This is a genomic window from Ensifer canadensis (assembly GCF_017488845.2).
Classification (GTDB): domain Bacteria; phylum Pseudomonadota; class Alphaproteobacteria; order Rhizobiales; family Rhizobiaceae; genus Ensifer; species Ensifer canadensis.
The window spans coordinates 1,432,603-1,450,777 of the sequence record NZ_CP083371.1 but is presented as its reverse complement, the minus strand read 5'-3'; the positions used below and the strand labels follow the sequence as shown (position 1 = coordinate 1,450,777).

The window sequence follows — 18,175 nt, the reverse complement described above, 5'->3', positions numbered from 1 at the left end:
CGATTGATGTGGATACGCATCGGAAGGGCTGGTGGCGGACCTTCATGGGAGTTGCGGCATCATTCGCATTGATGCTGGCCGCGCCGGCGCTTGTGGTGGCCGCTGATGCACCTCCGGCTGGCCTTCCTTCCTGGAACGACGGTTTGGCGAAATCGGCAATCATCGACTTCGTGACGCGGGTGACGACCGAAGGCGGCCCTGATTATGTCACTGAAGTGGACCGTATCGCCGTGTTTGACAACGACGGTACGCTCTGGACCGAGCAGCCGATGTATTTCCAGGGCATGTTCATCAACGATCGCATCAAGGCTATGGCCCCGGATCACCCGGAATGGAAGGACAAGGAGCCGTTCGCATCGCTGCTGAAGGGCGATATGGCCGGCGTGGCTGCGGCCGGCGAGAAAGGTCTTGTCGAGCTCGCGATGGCGACACATGCAGGGATGACGACGGACGAATTCACGAAGATCGTCAAGGATTGGTTCGCAACCGCGAAACACCCGCGTTTCGACCGGCCCTATAACGAGATTACCTACCTGCCGATGAGGGAGGTATTGGATTATCTGCGGGAAAACGGCTTCAAGACCTATATCGTTTCGGGCGGCGGCATCGAATTCATGCGGCCGATGACCGAGCAGATGTACGGGATACCGCCGGAACAGGTTGTCGGCAGCACCATAACTACCAAGTATGAACTTCAGGGTGACACCCCGGTGCTCATGCGCGAACCGAAGGTGGATTTCATCGACGATGGCCCCGGCAAGCCGGTCGGCATCAACAAGTTCATTGGTCGCCGCCCGATCTTTGTCGCCGGCAATTCCGACGGCGACTACGAGATGCTGCGGTGGGTTACCTCTGGCGCAGGGCCGAGCTTCGGGATGATCGTGCACCACACCGACGGCGAGCGGGAATGGGCGTATGACCGCCAGTCGCATGTCGGCAAGCTCGACAAGGCGATGAACGAGGCGGAGCAGCGGAAATGGCTTCTCATCGACATGAAAGCCGACTGGAACAGGATCTACGCCTTCGAGAAATAGACAGTGTGCCGGGGACATCACTCGCCGCCAGCACGGCCGCGAGGGGTGTCAATTATACCCGCTATTTCGATGTAATCTGCGTGAAGGCGATGCCATCGATGTGGCCGCCTTTTAGCCGATAGACAAGCATTTGCATGACCGTCGTGTTCTGTTCGCCCTGTTGCTGGTGGGTGTAACGCACCATGCCTTGCTTCGGAGCTGCTCCGAAGCGTTCCTCCAGGGCTTCCGTGCCGTCCTTCAAGGTCGGAACCGGAAGCAACAACGGCGCGAGCGCAACGGTTGGGGTGTCACATTTATCGGCTTCGTCGGCAACTTCTTCGGTGGAGATGAATGTCACCGGTTTCTGGGCAGGCGTGGCTGCGTCAGATCTGTCGTTGGCGACGAACCAGATCCGCCGCGGCAGATCTCCGGTCGCAAGCTCGTAGCACAGCCAGCCGACCGTCATGCCCTCCACCGTCCGGCTGCGGATATTGCCTCCGAACGTGGCCTTGACCTCGTCGAGTGTCGTCTTCTCGAGCGTGATCGGGAGCGAGCCGGCATTGATGAGATTGTTGAAAGGCGTCTCGAACTGGAGTGTCTGCGCTGTCGCCGTCAGCCCACCAAGGACGAGTGAGGGCAGGCCGCTCAATTTGTCGTCGCTTGCCGCAAGCTCGGTGCTCAGCAGCGTCAGACCGGTCGCGGCGATCCCTGCAGAAAGGAACGCTACCAAACGTCCGCAATGAGATGTCTTGTCCAAGGATCGCATGGAAATCTCTCCGTTGTACTCAGCACGCGATACGGCCTGTCGCCGAATGTCATCGTAGGCATTCTAAACATCGCAGTATTCCGCATCGAAGTACGTAACAGTTACAATCGGCGATGAACCGCTGTGGAGAAGTGCAATATGTCAGCTGTGTCACCCCGTGGAAGCCAACTGTAGCGCAATGCCCATGCCAAGCAAGCCGTCGCGATTACGGTAAGCTGCACGTCGCTGGCCTGGGGAGTGGCGGTTGCGATTAACGTGCCCTGGCCTGGCTATCAATGCCGGATCCGACGAGGTGTCATCGGTGCGTTTTCGGGGACGGGATCGCTTCGCCGTCAAGCCAGCGGCGGCAATGTTACTGTTACGTACTTCCGGAAACGGACGGTTCCTGCGATTTTGCGGGGGCAGGAGAGGGATAGGTAGAAGTTGGTCGTTTAGCTGACCCGAGGCTGCACCCGTCAGGTAGGCATATCTCAACGAGACGCTGGCAATCAGAGTACCGGTGGCATTCCGGATCTGTACTGAGGCGCGCGAACGCTATTTTCGCGCGCAGGCGTGGCATGAAGCATCGATCGTCGTTCAAGCGGATAGAGCACAATGCCCAACGAAGCCAAACAACGGGGACTTTTGAAGCTGATGCTCAAGCTTCCGGCGTTGCGCGGCCAGTTGCAACTGCTGAGCGCCAAGAACATGCCGCTCGCAAGCCTTTGCGAGGCATATGACGAGGCGACCTCCATGCTGGATCGGCAGCGTCGGTGTGATCCGCAGGATGCATCGATGGTGGCAGAGTACGAACTGATCTGTCTAGAGATCGAAGAGGAGGTGATTTCCATCTGCCTCTCCAGTGCAAGCAGTGAATCTAATCCATAGTGATCAGTTGTTCGTTGGTCTGGAATTTTCGGTTTCTATCACGCAGCCCCTGTAATCTTATTGGATTTCCAGTTCACTGGCCGTTTCATTTTGGGGCTACGGCATTTGTTAGAAAAATGTTTTGTGACTGCCCTACATTTCTCTTTCCGCTCCCGGCTCTGTGATCTAGAGTTCACCTCGCATTTGCACTCTCTCTCGGGTTGTAGGTAAATGGGGGCGCGCTATGAACACAAGAGAAGACGCGGACCGAGCGGCTTACTGCCCAGTTGCCGAGCGCCCGGCGCGAGCCGAACTCGACCGTATGTTGGGCGACCCGCGCTTTCATGGGACAGAGCGACACCGCAAGCTCTTGCGATACCTGGTTGACGAGTTCTTCGCCGGTCGTTCAGCCTCGGTGAAGGCCTATACAATCGCGATCGATGTCTTCGCCCGGCCGAGTTCCTTCGACCCGGCGACCGATCCGATCGTGCGCGTCGAGGCGTCGCGGCTTCGAGCGGCCCTGGCACAATATTACGAGGCGCTTGGCGATGAAGCCGCCCTGCGCATCGAACTCCCCAAGGGCAACTACGTCCCGCTCTTCGTCAGGGCTGACGGAAAACCGTCACAAGCCGTCCTCGCTCCACCGACGATAGCGCCTGATGCCGCCGAGCCACCGCCGCCATCGCCTTCGGCCGTCGCCGTCGGGCGCCGCATCTCCATGGCGAATGTTGCCATTGCGAGCGCCGGGGTTTTGGCGATGGCTGCAGCGTTCTACGTTTCGATGGCCGACCATTTCCCGTGGAAACCGATCCTGTCCGAAAAGCCGACCGTCGTTGTCGACGTGCAGCCGCAACGGGTGAAAGACGGCGAAGAGCAGAGGAAGATTGGCGACTATCTGGTGCATGCCCTGTCGCAGTTCTCGTCGGTACGGACGCTGGCGCAGGAGCAGTCTGCCGGCATCGACGTCGCATCGGTGACAGGTTGGGTTGCACCCAGACCGGCTGTCCGCCTTGCCGGCAGCAAGGAATATAGACTGTCGATCAGCTACAGCATGGCGAACGATGCTCACGAGCTCGCCTGGCAGGTGGTGGACCCACAGAGTAGCGAGGCTTTGCGCTCCGGTGTCTCGAAGCTGCCACTAGAGAGCGGTGATGCCCACCAGATTCAACAAACGCTTCTGGTGAGACTTGCGCGCGCACTTGCGGGCGAAGACGGCGTCATCACCAGCCTGGAGGCTGCACGCCAGGTCAGTGCGCCATCCCTCGGTTATGGCTGCGTGTTGCAGGCCGATATGGCTTTGGCACGAACCGACTCCGAAAATCTCGCAAGCGCGCTTGCCTGCCTCGAGCGGTCGCTTGCCTACAATGCAAACGACGCGGATGTATCGGCAAGCCTGGCAATGATCCTGGTGGTGACGGGCGAAGCGGATACTTCGCCGATCGCTGGCAACAGGGCGTTGAAGCTGGCAGACAAGGCAGTCGCGCTCGCCCCCCAGGCAAGCCAGAGCTATGTGGCGCAGATGATGGCGCGCTTTGCGGCGGGGGATACGGAGGCGGCCTTTCTTTCAGGGCAGCGCGCCAGCGCGCTCAATCCGCTGGACGAGGCCATTCCGGCGAGGTTGGGGCTGTTGCAGTACATCTCCGGCCACTGGTCCGAAGGTGTAAGATTGGCGCGGCTGGCGGAGGCGAATGGGGAGTATGTGCATCACGATGCAGCGCTGACGCTGGCGCTCGACGCCTATCGCGGGCGCCGTTACGAGGAGGCCCTGCTTCGTGTGCGCCAGCTTGCAAACACATCGGACCTGGCCGTCAACCTGCTGCGCCTGGCCGTCGCCGGCCAGCTCGGATTGACGCAGGAGGCGGCCAGCGCTCTTGACGAGGTGCGCGCGCCGACGGGACCTGCGGATATTTCGCTTTTGGCGAAACCGGTGACAAGGAGCTATGCGCCGGAACTGGCGGCGATGATCGAAGACGGCCTCGGCAAGGCCGGTGTCCGACCGGCCGAAAATCCCTAAAGCGCGTCGCGATCTTTCAGATTCGCTTGCTGCGCTTTAAGTTCTTGTTTCTACGCAAAACCGGGGAACACTTTTGCGCGACATGCTCCACTGCATGTTTCCTTAAATCGTACCCGATTTATGGACAAAAACATGCAGCAATTCAAAGCGCTACAGCGACCTTTGCGCGTCTGAAAAGACGCGCGGCGCTGTAGGCGGCGACAAAGCCTGGCCGCCGCGCCAGGCGTTAGTTCTCGTCGGCGACGCGAATGACGAGCTTGCCGAAGTTGTGGCCCTCCAGCAGCCCGATGAAGGCTGTCGGCGCATTATCGAGGCCGTCGACGATGTCTTCCCGGTAGCGGATCTGGCCCGATGTAATCCAACCGGCCATTTCCCGATAGAAGTCGGGGCGCTGGTCGACAAATTCCCTTTGGATGAAGCCGCGAATTTGCAGGCTCTTGCTCAAGACGTCACGCATGACGAGGGGCAGGCGGTCGCCGCCCGTCTGTTCGCCGGGGCGGCTGTTGTATTGTGCGATCAATCCGCAGACGGGAATGCGGGCGAAATCATTCAGCAGCGGAAATACCGCATCCCAAACATGCCCGCCGACATTCTCGAAATAGACGTCGATCCCGCCAGGGCAGGCGGCTGCCAGTTGTTCGGGAAAATCGGCTGCGTGGTGATCGATCACCGCGTCAAAGCCGAGTTCGTCGCGAACGAAAGCGCATTTTGCGGCACCCCCTGCGATCCCGACGGCTCGCGCGCCTTTGATGCGGGCGATCTGCCCGACCGCCGAACCGACAGCGCCGCTTGCCGCCGCAACCACGACTGTTTCGCCCGCCTTCGGCTTGCCGATCGTCAGCAGGCCGGAATAGGCGGTAAAGCCGGGCATGCCCAGGACCCCGAGAGCGGTTGACAGCGGGGCCGCCGATGGGTCGAGCCTGCGCAGGGCTGCGCCATCGGAAACGGCGTATGCCTGCCAGCCGGAATGAGAAAGCACGAAATCGCCCTCGGCGAAATCCGGGTGACGCGAGCGCACGACGCGGGCTACCGTCCCACCCTCCATCACATCGCCGATCTCGACGGGCCTGGCATAGGATTTCCCGGCATTCATGCGACCGCGCATATAGGGATCGAGCGACAGGTAGACGATCTTCAGCAGGACCTGGCCATCGGCAGGTTCCGGGATCGCGGAATGACCGATCCTGAAATTGTCTTGTCTCGGCTTGCCGTCCGGGCGGGAGGCAAGAAGGATCTGGGTGTTTTCGGAGGTCATCGCACTTCCTTCCGCCGCTGGCGCATGCGCTCTGTGGCAGCGTAGCGGGTAAGATGTTTCTGGTTGGCTACCTTCGCGGGCGTCACTCAAGACGGCAAGCCGCGACTTCTGGCCCTGGGCTCGGTGCCGAACTTTCGAAGCTTTGGCCGATCATCGAATATGACAATGGCCCAACCGTTGCCGACGGTTGGGCCATTGAACCCATTGTTGATTTCGCCGGGTTACGCCGCGTCGATCGCCTGCTTCAGGTCGGCGATAATGTCGTCAGGATGCTCGATGCCAACAGACAGTCTGACATAGCCGGGGGTGACACCGGTTCTGAGCTGGTCCACCTCGGAGAGCTGCGAGTGGGTGGTCGTTGCCGGGTGGATCGCCAGCGACCGCGCGTCACCGATGTTGGCGACGTGGTAGAGCAATTGTAGTCCGTCGATGAAGCGGCGTCCGGCCTCGCGTCCCTCCTTCAACTCGAAGCCGACCAGTGCACCATAGTGGCCGTTGCGCAGGTATTTCTCGCCGCGTGCCTTGGCGTCGCCGTCCTGAAACTTCGGAAAGATCACACGCGCCACTTTTGGGTGCGCACGGAGGAAATCCGCGACCTTGATGGCGTTTTCGCTGTGCTGGCGGATGCGCAGCGGCAAGGTTTCCAGCCCCTGAATGAACTGGAACACATTCTGCGGGCTGATGGCAGCGCCGAGGTCGCGCAGGAGAACGGCGCGGGCACGCAAGATATAGGGGTGAAAGTCGATGGCGGCGGCTTTTTCCAGCCAGGTCTTGCCCTGATAGCTCGCATCCGGCTCGTGCAGATTGGGATGGCGCTCGGCGTGTTCGTGCCACGGAAAAGTGCCGCCATCGATGATGGCGCCGCCGATGGAGGTGCCGTGTCCGCCGATATATTTCGTGGTGGAATAGACGACGATAGCGGCCCCGTGATCGAAGGGGCGGATGGTCAGGGGCGCCGCCGTGTTGTCGATAATCAGCGGAATGCCGAACCGACGGCCGATCTCGGCGACTTCGCCGATCGGGAAGACTTCGAGGCTCGGATTGGGAAGCGACTCCGCGTAATAGGCCCGTGTCCTCTCGTCGGTCGCCTTCGCAAATGCCTCCGGATCGGACGCATCGACGAAACGCACCTCGATGCCGAAACTCTTCAGCGTTGAGGCAAAGAGCGCCCAGGTGCCGCCGTAGAGCCCGGCGGCACTGACGATATTGTCGCCGGATCGAGCAAGATTGAGCACGGCGAAGGCCGACGCCGCCTGGCCGGAGCCAAGCGCGAGGGCGGCGGCACCGCCCTCGATTTCGGCGAGGCGCTGTTCGAATGCGTCCTGCGTCGGATTGGACACGCGGGTGTAGAGATGGCCGGCCGCCTCAAGCGCAAACAGCTTGTCTGCGCCATCGGTGCCCGGCAGCTGATAGGACGTCGTCTGGTAGATCGGCACGGCGACGGCGCCGCTCACCGGATCGAAACGGTAGCTGCCGCCATGAAGCGCCAGCGTTTCGGGCTGAAGCGGTCGCGACGTATCGCGCAGGCCGCTCGGAGCCTTGATTTCGACTGCAGGCTCCTCAGGCTTTTGATGGATCGTCATGGATTGCTTCCTTCAGCGTTCGAGTGGTTGCAGTGGGATGGATCAGGCCGGCACCGGCGCCTTCAGCTGCTCGACAAGATCGGCATGGTGGGCAGCGGCGACGTCGGGGTGCGACCTGAGGCGTGATTTCAGGACATTGCGCCCGACCTCGTGGAACAGCGGGTTGAGCGGGTCCTGCGTCACGCCGCGAACCTCGGCCGCAAGTTCGGGCGGCAGATCGAGCACCGGGATGGTCGAGGCGAGGTTCGCGCCAAGGAAGAAGGCGACCGAGCGGCGATCGCCGCCGGCGGGCGGCGTGATGACGCGGTGGATATTGGCGAGCAGGTAGCCGTTCGATGCCAGTTCCAGCAGTTCGCCGACATTGATGACGAAGGTGCCGCGCTTCGGCGGCGCATCGATCCAGCCACCCTTGCCGTCATCGACCTGGAGGCCGCCGACTTCATCCTGAAGCAGGATGGTTACGAAACCGCCGTCCTTGTGTGCGCCGACACCCTGGTCGCTTTCGGTCTTGTCGCGGCCGGGATAGCGGATGATCTTCAACAGCTGGTTGGGGCCGTCGCGATAGATCGGCTCGAACACGTCGGCGCGCTGTCCGAGCGCCTCGGCGAAAACCTCGATCAGGCGGATGCCAAGTCGGGTCACCGCCTCGATCCAGGCGAGGATCGCCGGCTTCAGTTCGGGCAAGGCGTCCGGAAACTGGTTGGGGCCGACCAGGCGCTTCCACGGTGCATCGTTTGCGTGGATCGCGAGGGGCGCGCGCTCGGGTCCGAAATCCACCTGCTCGCGCCAATCCTGCGTCCCGCGGGTATATTCCAGGCCGGCGCGATTGTAGCCGCGAAAGTGCGGCGACTTGCGCATCTCGATCGCCAGCTTGTCCTGTTCCGGCAGGGTGAAGAAACGGCGCGAGAGATCGAGGACGCCATCGATCTGTTCCTGCGGGATGCCGTGTCCCTCGAGGTAGAAAAAGCCCACCGAGCGGGCGACGCTGCGCAATTCTTCAAGCGCCGTCGCCCGCTCGGGATGGCCCGCCGCAAAGCGTTGCAAATCGAGAATGGGCAAGGATGAGTTGGCGTCGGTCAATGGTGGCTCCCTTCATTTTCTAGGCTGCGACGGGTGGCGATGCCGTCTTCTCCTGTGTGAAGCCGACACGGCGCTGAAATGGCAGGCCGCAGATGCTGAGGGAAGCTTACCTGTCGGCGCCGGTAATTCAATATTGTCTATTGAAAATCTAGACTAAATACGGAGCCGCAGGCGCAGAAGCATTTGGGCAACAATCCCATTTGCGAGAATTTCTATTCTGCTCCGGATTGCTGGGGGAACGCCGGCCGTCGCATTGATGCCTCATGACCGGCATTGATCACTGCGATCGCCATGCGCCGGGCGCGGTGGACAAGCGAAAATGCGACCTCGGCCGTGGTGGAGTGTGGAGAGGGCGGCAGTTCTCTTCAGTCGCATCATTGTGGGAATGGTGTTGGCGTGCTGGGAGCAGCCAATCAGCGGCTGCTCCCGGCGGCTTCGTCAACGCAACGCAAAGCCACCGTCGGGATAGAGCGTCGAGCCGTTCATGAAACCATTCTCCATGAGGTAGATGACGGTATGCGCGGTCGTCGACGACCGGACCGTCGAGATCGGGCTGAAGAAAGTCTACGCGCCGTTCATCAGCAACACGCCGCTGATCCTTGTTCTCAACGAAAAGCTGATCAGGGAAAACAGCAAGGAAGAGTGGCGGACGGGTTATCTGGCCGATCACTCGGCCGGCGCCGGGCCTTACATGCTCTCATCCTGGCAGCGTCGCAGATGGTCGTCAATCGCTACGGGGGCTGTCACGGCGGCTGGAGCAAGGGTCAGCCGATCGACGAGATTCTTTCGTCATCACCCATGACGAAGCAACGGTGAAGGCGCTCGCGACCAAGGGCGAACTCGGCATGTCGGCGCGCGTCAAGGCAATCGAGACCTTCGAGGCGATCGAGAAGATGCGGGCTACAAGATCCTGCGCGGCACGACGGCAAACGGCTTCTACATCAAGATGAACACCAAGATGCCGCCGACGGATGATATTCACGTCAGGCGTGCGATTGCGCTCGCAACCGACTATGAAACGGTGCGCAACGTCCTTCATCCCGGCGAACCGATGAACGGACCGCTGGCATCCGTGTTCAAGGACGCCTATCTCAACGACCTTCCCCGGAGTACAACCTGGAGAAGGCGAAGGAAGAACTCGCCAAGTCGAAATATGCCGGCAAGGGGCCGATCAAGCTCAGCCATACCTATGTCACGGGCCTGGCTTTCGAAGAAGATATGGCGCTGCTAATGCGGGCCAATCTGGAGCAGATCGGCATCGAACTCGACATCAAGCCGGAACCGTGGAGCCGCATGAACTGGCGGCCAAGGTCGAGACGACGCCCGCGACCACGCAGGTCTTCTATGGCCCGACCTATCCGTCACCCGAAAGCGTCTTCAAGGCGAAAGGCACCTGGCCTCGATGGAATGGCTGCAGGATCCTGAGATCGACGCCCTGATTGACAAGTCACGCGAGACGCTGGATCCCGCCGCGCAAAACGATCTTTATAAGGAGATTCAGCGCAAGGTCGCCGATGCACAGGCCGATGTATTCCTGACGGTGGAGCGTTATGCCGCAAGCAAATGCCTGCAGGGTTACGCCTATATCCCGATGCAGAGCTGGGACCTGAACTTCTCGCGCTTGTGGTGGGATTGCCGGGCCGATTAAAATCAAAAGCCCTGCTTTGCGGGAGCGCGAAGCAGGGCCTTTTTCTGTGCCACCAGCGAAATTGAAGTCGACCTCGTCTGCTCAGCAGTTTCCGAGGCTGGCGCGGCTCATGAGTTCGTTGGTCAGCAGTGCGGTCTTGTCGCCGCATTCCTCGACTTCCTTAAGCAGCGCGGCGAGCGCCAGCTCGAGGCAATATTGAACGCCTTCGACATTCAGTGTGCGCGAAGAATCGCGCGCGTAGGTGACAAGGCGGGCCAGCGCGAGCAGCTCCTTCTCCTTGTCTTCAGGTTCAAAGGACATGGCGATCGAAGATTGCATGATTTTCCCCAGTTCCCTACGGATCGGTCCGATCCGCTTCAACATGGCAAATCATAGCGTGACTTTTTATTGATGCGCGTGACATCAGCGTGACACACGTTGCATGGGAAATCTGCATTCTTAGGATGAAGCGACAAGTTGATTGAGCAACCGCTTCCAAAGGCTTGTAGAATTGAATGCCCAGCCTTCCGGGGCCTTCGTCTTTTGGGCGGGGGCGGAGCGCATGATGCCGAGAAGATCCAGAGCATCGACACGCTTCTGGTCTATCGAGCCGGTTGTGAGAAGCGCCTCTATCCGTTTCAAATCCGTGGTGGGTGGAAGGTTGGCACGCGCCACGATCGCCGACCAGTTGCGGTGCTTGTAAAAGATCTCGGCGGACGCCAACCGCAGTTGCGCGGCAGACGCTGCGTCGATCTGTTGGCGTGCGCGCAAATCTTCAAGGGTCGCCACGACATTGACCAGCGGCAGGGTCAAGGCCAGATAGCCCAGTTCCGCCGGGCCATGGAGAAGGGCGACATCGGCATCGTCTTCAAGCTCGCCCGTCGCATATTGCTGATAGATCCTGCCGACGCCGATCATGCCGAAGGTCGCGCATTCGGCGGCGCGAAGCGCGCCCATGCTGGCGGCGCCGTAGATGCGCACACCTTCGGATAACGCAAACAGGATCTCCTTGTGCCAGACCGGCGCGACCTGTTCGAAGTGACCGTCGACAAGTCCGATGACAGTGGCGCCGTCCTGCGTGGCGTGCACGATGTCGCCCTGTACGGCTGGGGGGCACAACACGATGTCGGTGTCGATGAGCGCTTGCGCGTCCGGCAAGGTCGGGCCGGCAAAGAGGATCTTCATGCGACCTCCAGCGCGCGCGACAGTGCCCTTGCGCCAAAACGGCGCTTGCGTGCTCCATCGGGATTTTCGAGTTCCGGTACGAAGATTTTTATCACGGAGAACGGTAGCGGCGCGGCGAGTAGCGGAACCGCAACGACAGTCCCGATACCGGCGTGCTTCAGCGCTTCGAGCACGTGCTTGAGCAGCGAGTTGGCTCGGTTGCCAGCGACCGAGATGAGCGGGTTTCGTGCTCCCGGCACTGCCTCGAACAGTTGCTGCGTCTCGCGCGGCAGCCTGCGGGTGAAGGTTTCCGGAAAAACATCGTCGCGTGCGCCACTAATATAGGTGAGACGCGATTGCGCCGCCTCGGTGATGGCGCGGATTGCGGCGCGTCGCGGATCGGGATGGGCGCCATGCCCGACCGTGACGTCATGGTAACGCGGCTCTTTCGCCGCCAGAATGCCCACATCCGCGATAACGGCGGTCAGGCAGGGGATGCCGATGTCACTGGTCATGTCGAACAGGCGGAACGTCAGGCCCGCTGCAGCAATGCGGCGCGTCATGTCGTTAATGATGGGATCGTCGAGCAGATCGGCGTCGATGCAGGTGCGCAGTCGCGCCGTCAGGGACAGCAGCCGCCACAGGGTCTCGGCATCGCGTTCGATCCGCTCCAGCAGGCCGTGCAGCACCGCCTCGCTTTCGGTGTTGCCGGAGGCAAGCCCGTCCGACGACTGCCAGTAGCGGCAGCGCTCGAGCGTGCGATCGAGCAGTACCGCCTGAAGTGGAACGAAGGTCGCCTGTTGATCGAGAAGGTCGAAGCCGCGCAGCCACGCCGTTGCTTCGTCATCGTCAAGATCGGCTTCGCCGGCCGCTACAAGGCCCGGAAGGGTGAGCGCTCTTTCGCCCTTTTCCAGCAATGCACACCGCGTCGCGTGCGTTGTTGGTGCTGATGGGTTGCAGGCGACCGCGCGCTCCAGCGCTTCCATCGCCGCCGATACCTTCGCGTCGATATCGGTGATGCCTTTACCCTGGTTGATGACGATCGACTTCGCATTCGGCGAAACGGCGTTCCAGACGGGTATGCCGATGCTATCGAGCCCGGTCAGACGGGCAAGCCTGCTGATGCCGAATGAGGGCAACAGAGGAGCGACGCGCGCGAAGGTCTCTTCGGGCGCGCAGACACGGTCGGAGTAAAGATCTGCAATGTAAGGATTGTCCGAAATCGGGCGGCTTTCGCTCGCCCGATCTGAATGTGTGTCCGAAGCCATGCGCAAGCGCGCCGAGACTTAGCCGTCCATGAACCCGCCGGACACGGAGCCCGCGGAGTTTGCACGCACGGCCAAGTTGACACCCTTGACCACCGTTGCGCCTGCGTTCCTGTGCTCATTGCCGAAGCCAGGGCGCCCGTGAGCGGATCTACAATGCGTGTGACAGTTCCCGTCCCGAGATCGGCCAGCCACAGGCCATCGTCGCCCTCAACGCCAAATACAACTACCTGAGTGGTCGTCATCATCTTTCCCCTTGTCCCTCATGTGGTGATGATACTTAGAATCCGGCCTTGCGCAGGCCTTCGCAGTAATGGGTTCGCTGCCATTCCTCGCGGAACGGAACGATCGCAATCCATTTGTCCAGGTTGAAGTCCGGGTGGACCTCAAACGTCTTGCGCACGTATTGGCCAGCCTTCTTGCGATTGCCGAGCATACCCCAGCTCGCCGCGGCGAGACGATCGGCCGGGGTGGGATCGCGCATCCGCTCGATATAGTCAAGTGCTTGATCATATTGCGAAAGTGAGTAGCAGGCGCCGGCGGCGGTCCAGAAATATTCGTCCGGAGCCATCGGGTTGAGATTGATTGCGGCTTCGATCTTGCGCAGGCCGCCATCCGGGCGCGAGGCCTGTACAAGCGTATCGGCGTAGCTGGCAATCACATTGGCATGCTGCGGGCTGAGCGCTTCGGCCTTCTCATGGAATTCGATGCTTTCGTCGAATTGCCGGCTGTAGAGTTTGACGACACCGAGCTCGCGGTAGCCCGCCGCAAGCGTGTCGTCGATGGCGATCGCATCACGGGCGTGCTGTTCGGCAAGCGCCAGAAGTTCGCTGTCACCGCGGGCGGTCAAAAGCCACTCGACGAAATAGCTTCGCGCAAGTCCACTCATCGCCGGAGCCAGATCGGCATTCTGGCTGAGTGCCTCGCGGAAGCTCTTTCGAGCACGCCGAACCTCCGGCAGGTTGAGTTGCTTGAGATAACGCTGGCCGAGCAGGTAGCTGCGATAGGAACTGCCGTTGCTTTCATAGGTCTTGCGCATTGTCTCGTTGCGCTCGACCTGACTGGCAATGGCAAACGCGATCTGTCGCGCAATCTCCTGGCGTGACCTCATCAAGCCATCGTCATCGAGCGTAAAGCGATCGGCCCAGATCACTTCGTCGTTGGCAAAGAAGATCAGCTGCGTGAACAGTGTCTGTCGGCTGCCTTCGTTCGTCAGGCGCGTATCGAGGATATAGCTGATGGCGTGTTGTTCGTAGGTGCTGGCCTTGTCCGCCTGCAGGCTGATCTGCGCTGCCGTGTAGGGCGCTATCACCGAAACCGAGCGGAGCGCGCAAAGGCCGATGGTCACGTCCTCGATCAGGGAGTGAGCAAATAGCGTGGCAGCAGCGTCGGCATTGCCGGCACCCGGCGGCAACAGTACCACACGCGGCGGACGGGTTTCGCCCATGGTCTCCAGCAAGCTAGACGGTAGTGCCGCCTTGGCGGTTGCGGCCACCAGTCCGCCGCCCGAAAGAAGGCGCGTGTCATAGTGCCGGCCCTCCAGCGTCAGGACGGTCTTGAGGATTTTGCGAACCTCGTCGTCGTCGGGGTTCTTCTCCAGAAGCTTGACGGCAGCGGACCTGACGAGCTTTCGATCCGGGCCGGTCGCAATCTCGGCCGCATTGATCAGGCACTCGCGCAGCAGGGCTGCGTGATCGGCGCGCCGTTGCTCGATCCAGTCGTGAAGCGCTCGGCCCTGCGACTTCAAATCCTTGAGAAAATCGTCACGGAATTTCTCCCCGGCCCATTGGAAGCGCGATAGCGCGTCCTGCTCGGCGTTCCGGCCGATGTCGTCGAGGTCGCTCGCAATCGAATCCGGCTGCATCCGAACAGTCGATGGCGAAAAACTGAGGAACGTGTGGCCGAGTTCTTCCTGACGCGACGTGATGCGGGAGATTGTCTTGCGCAGATTGACGAAGGCCTGGCTCGGAACGACTTCGTTCCACAAGAGCTTGGCGACATCGTTTCGGGATTGCTCGCGATGGCCGCCGGCAATCGCCTGAGCGAGAATGAGCAGACCCTTCTCAGGGAAAGCGACATCGCAGTCGTCTTCGTCAACGAGACGTAATCGCCCGAGGGTCTGCAATCTAAATTTCATCTGGCTATCTCATCGGCAACCGGTGGCGGCTATCCATGCAGGTCTGGGGCGGGCGCAGTGCTGCCGTGGGCTGCGACTGTTTCCGCCTCGGGGGTCTGTGCGACGGCAGCCACCAGCGAGATGATTTTCTTGCGCAGGACCGGATCGGTAATCTTCAGGAAGGCCCGATTGAGCGCAATGCCCTCCTTTGACGAGACGAAGGACGAGATCTCGTTCGGCTCGCGGACATCGCCGAGGCCTGCCCTCGGGGATGCACCCTCTTCGCCTTCCTGGAAGAAGAAGCTCGGATTAACGCCGAGAACGTCGGCGATGGCTTGCAGCCGGCTGGCACCGATGCGATTCGTGCCCTTTTCGTACTTCTGGACCTGCTGGAACGTAATTCCGAGGCCGTCTGCGAGCTTTTCCTGGCTCAACCCGGCCATCAACCGACGCATCCTGACGCGGGAACCGACAAAGACATCAATCTGGCTGGGTGCTTTTGTGTTCACGTGTGTTTCCTCCGCATGTAGGCGTGACCAAATCATACATATGAGTTTGCTCGAATAAATGACTCGATGCAATCACTACGCGCCAAAACACGAATAATTGCGCTGTATGGCACGACTCATTCCCCATTGGATGGCAGGCGTTACGGCCGTTGTTACTGTTACGTACTTGCGCCCGGCCGGGGCAGCGGGTTGCTGTTGAGCAATGTGGGCCATGCCCGCCTGCAACGAAGTCCATTTCGGCAACGTCGGAGATGCGAGATGCGCGGAATAACCTTGACCTTGACGCTACTTTCCATAGCCGCTGCGCCGGCGTTGGCTGGTCCGGCCACGACGACTGCATCGGTCAATTTTCGGGCGGGGCCCGGCACTGGCTTCGATAGCATGGGGAAGATAGACGAGGGCGGACAGGTCGACGTCAAGGAATGTGACGATTCCGGCACCTGGTGCGCCGTCAGCTTTGAGGGGAAGGACGGTTTCGTCAGCGGCAAGTATCTGAACGCTGCCGATCCGAAAGCCCTTGGCTGGCCACGCGCCTACAAGACCGACAAGGGAGCGACGATCACACTCTACCAGCCACAGGTGAACGCCTGGAAGAATTTCGTCGATCTCGACGCCCTGATCGCCGCCGAATACAAGCAGTCCGACGATGCCAAGCCGATTTTCGGCGTCATCGGCGTCACCGGCAAGACCGTGACGGACAGTGGCTCGGACGAGGTCGTCGTCTCCGATATCAAGGTCAACGAGATCAACTTCTCGGTTCTCGATCGTCCGGAACTCGCCGACCTGGCACTGGAAGTCGGCAAGTTGATGCCTGTAGGCACGATAACGCTGTCGGAGGACAAGCTGACCGCGAGCCTTGCCGACTATGAGCGGCTCGGCAATGTCGAAGGGCTGAAAGCAGATCCACCGCCGATCTATGTCAGCAAGGAGCCGGCGGTGCTTGTCCAGACCGACGGCAAGGCTGTGTTTGCGCCGGTCAAGGGCGTCCAGGGTCTTTCCTTCGCCGTCAATACCAATTGGGACCTGTTCAAACTCGACGCCGACAGCACCTACTATCTTCGCAACGAAAAGGCGTGGCTGCAGTCGAAAGACCTGTCGAGCGGCTGGCAGGCCGCAACGTCGCTGCCGGATCTCTTCGGCAAGTTGCCGGATGATGACAACTGGAAGGACGCCAGGGCGGCAATCCCGCTTGCCACCGGTGAGGGCGTGACGCCAAAGGTCATCTATTCCGACAAGCCGTCAGAATTGCTCGTCTTCAACGGTGAACCGAAGCTCGAGGCGGTGCCCGGGACCGGCCTGAAGATTGCGACGAACACCGAGAGCGATGTCTTCTATCTGCCCGCGGATTCGAACTGGTACGTTCTTGTCTCCGGCCGCTGGTTCTCTGCCGCGTCGCTTGATGGTCCCTGGACCTTCGCCACGCCCAACCTTCCGCAGGATTTCCAGAATATTCCGGAGGCTGCCTCCTATTATACGGTCCGCTCTTCGGTTCCCGGTACCTCGGAGAATGCGGAAGCGCGACTGAAGGCGAGCATCCCCGAAAAGGCCCGCGTTTCGTTGGACGGCTCGGTCAAGGTTGACGTCGCCTATAGCGGAGACCCGAAATTCGAGAAAATCGACGGAACGTCGCTCACCTACGCCGTCAACACCAATGAGACGGTCATCAAGGTTGCCGACAAATATTTCGTGTTGAAGGATGGAGTGTGGTTTGTCGGCGATACGCCGACCGGGCCGTTCACCGTTGCGAGGGCCGTTCCGGACGAAGTCTACACGATCCCGCCGTCGTCGCCTGTCTACAATGCCACCTATGTCCGGATCTACGAGACCGAGCCGGACGCAGTTTGGTTCGGATATACCATGGGGTATCTCGGCGCGTATCTTGCCTGGGACACGTTCGTCTACGGCACCGGCTGGTACTATGACGACTACTGGGACTACGGCTGGGCGGGTGGTGGCTCTTGGCCCTATTATCCGCGCCCGGTAACCTATGGCGTCGGCGCATTCTACAATCCGGCGGTAGGCACATTCGGTCGTTACGGCTACGCCTATGGCCCCTATCGCGGCATCGCTGCCGGCGCTGCCTACAATCCACGCACCGGCACCTATATCCGCGGTGCGGCAGGCTATGGACCTGCGGGTGAACGCGGCTTTGTCGCCGCCTATAATCCCCGTACCGGCAACGCTGCAATTGCTCGCGGCGGGAACAATGTTTACGGCAGCTGGGGGACGGCCGCCGTCAAGCATGGCTCGGACTTCGCCCGTATCAGCGGCGGGTCGACCGCTGGCGGCGCCGGTGCGCATTGGCGCACGTCCGATGGCAACCACGGATTTGTCGCAGGCGGCAAGGGCGGCGACGTCTATGCCGGACGCGACGGCAATGTCTATCGCCGCGACGATGGCCAATGGCAGAAGCATACGCCCGACGGATGGCAACCGGTTCAAAAGCCATCGATTCAGGATGCGAAGAAAGCCGGCCAGCAGTTCGCGACCCAGCACCCGGATGCGGCGCAGAACCTGAACAAGCGCATAGACGATCGCGGTCAGATCGGCGACGGCAGCGCGATTGGTGACCGTGCACCCGACCATCTGGCAATCGACCGTGCGGGCCGCCAGATCGGCAATCAGCGTTCATTCGAACATCAGTCCTTCGACCAGCGGCCGTTGAATTTCCCGAGCGGCGGCGGCTTCGGAGGGGGCGGGTTCGATCGCCCCGGCGGATTTGGCGGTGGTGGCGGCGGATTTGGTGGCGGTGGCTTCCACGGCGGCGGGGGCGGATTCTCCGGCGGCGGTGGTTTTCACGGAGGAGGTGGCTTCCACGGTGGCGGTGGTTTCCGGCGCCGTTGAGCGCGGAAATGCGCACCGAAAACGGAAGTTGGTATAAACGTCGGGGACTGTGTTAGCGTTTGTGCAAATGAGAACAGGAATCGATCGGCTCTC

The 18,175-nt window shown here is 60.8% G+C and carries 16 protein-coding genes and 1 pseudogene; 8 read left to right on the top strand and 9 right to left on the bottom strand.

Annotated elements, in window-relative coordinates; genetic code table 11:
- The first annotated feature begins 71 nt into the window (after positions 1–71).
- A complete protein-coding gene (locus tag J3R84_RS26465; RefSeq protein WP_057218326.1) occupies positions 72–1,034 on the top strand; it encodes an HAD family hydrolase in 963 nt (320 codons plus the stop codon).
- A gap of 61 nt (positions 1,035–1,095) precedes the next feature.
- On the opposite strand, the gene J3R84_RS26460 is transcribed toward J3R84_RS26465, so the two are convergent.
- The gene (locus tag J3R84_RS26460) at positions 1,096–1,779 is read right to left on the bottom strand and encodes a hypothetical protein (RefSeq protein ID WP_057218245.1); all 684 of its coding nucleotides are present in this window, start codon (positions 1,777–1,779) and stop codon (positions 1,096–1,098) included.
- A 594-nt stretch (positions 1,780–2,373) separates the two neighbouring features.
- On the opposite strand from J3R84_RS26460, the gene J3R84_RS26455 reads away from it, so the two are divergent.
- Positions 2,374–2,646, top strand: a complete 273-nt coding sequence (locus J3R84_RS26455; protein ID WP_038577818.1) for a hypothetical protein — start codon at positions 2,374–2,376, stop codon at positions 2,644–2,646.
- A 223-nt stretch (positions 2,647–2,869) separates the two neighbouring features.
- Positions 2,870–4,639 (top strand): tetratricopeptide repeat protein, encoded by a 1,770-nt coding sequence (locus tag J3R84_RS26450; RefSeq protein WP_203528122.1) that lies wholly within the window; start codon positions 2,870–2,872, stop codon positions 4,637–4,639.
- Between the two features lie 226 nt (positions 4,640–4,865).
- Here the strand turns inward: J3R84_RS26450 and curA are convergent, their stop codons facing one another.
- From curA to J3R84_RS26435, 3 genes are all read right to left on the bottom strand, one after another.
- The gene (gene curA, locus J3R84_RS26445; RefSeq protein WP_113567555.1) at positions 4,866–5,894 is read right to left on the bottom strand and encodes an NADPH-dependent curcumin/dihydrocurcumin reductase; all 1,029 of its coding nucleotides are present in this window, start codon (positions 5,892–5,894) and stop codon (positions 4,866–4,868) included.
- 221 nt (positions 5,895–6,115) lie between these two features.
- Positions 6,116–7,477, bottom strand: a complete 1,362-nt coding sequence (locus tag J3R84_RS26440; protein ID WP_081788924.1) for an O-acetylhomoserine aminocarboxypropyltransferase/cysteine synthase family protein — start codon at positions 7,475–7,477, stop codon at positions 6,116–6,118.
- A 42-nt stretch (positions 7,478–7,519) separates the two neighbouring features.
- Complete coding sequence (locus J3R84_RS26435) at positions 7,520–8,557, bottom strand: isopenicillin N synthase family dioxygenase (protein WP_113567553.1); 1,038 nt, start codon at positions 8,555–8,557, stop codon at positions 7,520–7,522.
- 508 nt (positions 8,558–9,065) lie between these two features.
- Between J3R84_RS26435 and J3R84_RS26430 the strand changes: the two genes are divergently transcribed.
- The 4 genes and pseudogenes from J3R84_RS26430 (at position 9,066) to J3R84_RS26420 (ending at position 10,205) form a co-directional block, all read left to right on the top strand.
- Positions 9,066–9,359 carry a hypothetical protein gene (locus tag J3R84_RS26430; RefSeq protein ID WP_225906296.1) on the top strand — a complete coding sequence of 98 codons (294 nt, stop codon included), beginning with the start codon at positions 9,066–9,068 and terminating at the stop codon, positions 9,357–9,359.
- 96 nt (positions 9,360–9,455) lie between these two features.
- Positions 9,456–9,788: pseudogene (locus J3R84_RS38555) on the top strand (ABC transporter substrate-binding protein); the annotation flags it as partial.
- Positions 9,674–9,982 (top strand): hypothetical protein, encoded by a 309-nt coding sequence (locus J3R84_RS38550; RefSeq protein ID WP_255569846.1) that lies wholly within the window; start codon positions 9,674–9,676, stop codon positions 9,980–9,982. The pseudogene J3R84_RS38555 and the gene J3R84_RS38550, both read left to right, overlap by 115 nt.
- Positions 9,960–10,205: a hypothetical protein gene (locus tag J3R84_RS26420; RefSeq protein WP_225906295.1), complete on the top strand. Its 246-nt coding sequence runs from the start codon at positions 9,960–9,962 to the stop codon at positions 10,203–10,205. The genes J3R84_RS38550 and J3R84_RS26420 overlap by 23 nt, the downstream gene beginning before the upstream one ends.
- 81 nt (positions 10,206–10,286) lie before the next feature.
- On the opposite strand, the gene J3R84_RS26415 is transcribed toward J3R84_RS26420, so the two are convergent.
- From J3R84_RS26415 to J3R84_RS26390, 5 genes are all read right to left on the bottom strand, one after another.
- On the bottom strand, positions 10,287–10,568 hold the full coding sequence (locus tag J3R84_RS26415; RefSeq protein ID WP_128090383.1) for a hypothetical protein: 282 nt from the start codon (positions 10,566–10,568) through the stop codon (positions 10,287–10,289).
- Between the two features lie 75 nt (positions 10,569–10,643).
- Positions 10,644–11,369, bottom strand: a complete 726-nt coding sequence (locus J3R84_RS26410) for a TfuA-like protein (RefSeq protein WP_203528120.1) — start codon at positions 11,367–11,369, stop codon at positions 10,644–10,646.
- Positions 11,366–12,616, bottom strand: coding sequence for a YcaO-like family protein (locus tag J3R84_RS26405; RefSeq protein WP_113567549.1), 1,251 nt, complete (start codon positions 12,614–12,616; stop codon positions 11,366–11,368). The genes J3R84_RS26410 and J3R84_RS26405 overlap by 4 nt, the downstream gene beginning before the upstream one ends.
- Positions 12,617–12,893: 277 nt before the next feature.
- A complete protein-coding gene (locus J3R84_RS26395; protein ID WP_162771107.1) occupies positions 12,894–14,750 on the bottom strand; it encodes an AfsR/SARP family transcriptional regulator in 1,857 nt (618 codons plus the stop codon).
- Positions 14,751–14,779: 29 nt separating this feature from the next.
- The gene (locus tag J3R84_RS26390) at positions 14,780–15,238 is read right to left on the bottom strand and encodes a helix-turn-helix domain-containing protein (RefSeq protein ID WP_025428516.1); all 459 of its coding nucleotides are present in this window, start codon (positions 15,236–15,238) and stop codon (positions 14,780–14,782) included.
- 258 nt (positions 15,239–15,496) lie between these two features.
- Here J3R84_RS26390 and J3R84_RS26385 point away from each other — a divergent pair, with 258 nt between their 5' ends.
- A complete protein-coding gene (locus J3R84_RS26385) occupies positions 15,497–18,082 on the top strand; it encodes an SH3 domain-containing protein (RefSeq protein WP_113567545.1) in 2,586 nt (861 codons plus the stop codon).
- Positions 18,083–18,175 lie beyond the last annotated feature (93 nt).

Bases quoted from the DNA above. Each gene is read 5' to 3' on its own strand.
- J3R84_RS26465 (WP_057218326.1), top strand. From the start codon at position 72: ATGCTGGCCGCGCCGGCGCTTGTGGTGGCCGCTGATGCACCTCCGGCT.
- J3R84_RS26460 (WP_057218245.1), bottom strand. From the start codon at position 1,779: ATGCGATCCTTGGACAAGACATCTCATTGCGGACGTTTGGTAGCGTTC.
- J3R84_RS26455 (WP_038577818.1), top strand. From the start codon at position 2,374: ATGCCCAACGAAGCCAAACAACGGGGACTTTTGAAGCTGATGCTCAAG.
- J3R84_RS26450 (WP_203528122.1), top strand. From the start codon at position 2,870: ATGAACACAAGAGAAGACGCGGACCGAGCGGCTTACTGCCCAGTTGCC.
- curA (WP_113567555.1), bottom strand. From the start codon at position 5,894: ATGACCTCCGAAAACACCCAGATCCTTCTTGCCTCCCGCCCGGACGGC.
- J3R84_RS26440 (WP_081788924.1), bottom strand. From the start codon at position 7,477: ATGACGATCCATCAAAAGCCTGAGGAGCCTGCAGTCGAAATCAAGGCT.
- J3R84_RS26430 (WP_225906296.1), top strand. From the start codon at position 9,066: ATGACGGTATGCGCGGTCGTCGACGACCGGACCGTCGAGATCGGGCTG.
- J3R84_RS26420 (WP_225906295.1), top strand. From the start codon at position 9,960: ATGGAATGGCTGCAGGATCCTGAGATCGACGCCCTGATTGACAAGTCA.
- J3R84_RS26415 (WP_128090383.1), bottom strand. From the start codon at position 10,568: ATGTTGAAGCGGATCGGACCGATCCGTAGGGAACTGGGGAAAATCATG.
- J3R84_RS26410 (WP_203528120.1), bottom strand. From the start codon at position 11,369: ATGAAGATCCTCTTTGCCGGCCCGACCTTGCCGGACGCGCAAGCGCTC.
- J3R84_RS26405 (WP_113567549.1), bottom strand. From the start codon at position 12,616: ATGGCTTCGGACACACATTCAGATCGGGCGAGCGAAAGCCGCCCGATT.
- J3R84_RS26395 (WP_162771107.1), bottom strand. From the start codon at position 14,750: ATGAAATTTAGATTGCAGACCCTCGGGCGATTACGTCTCGTTGACGAA.
- J3R84_RS26385 (WP_113567545.1), top strand. From the start codon at position 15,497: ATGCGCGGAATAACCTTGACCTTGACGCTACTTTCCATAGCCGCTGCG.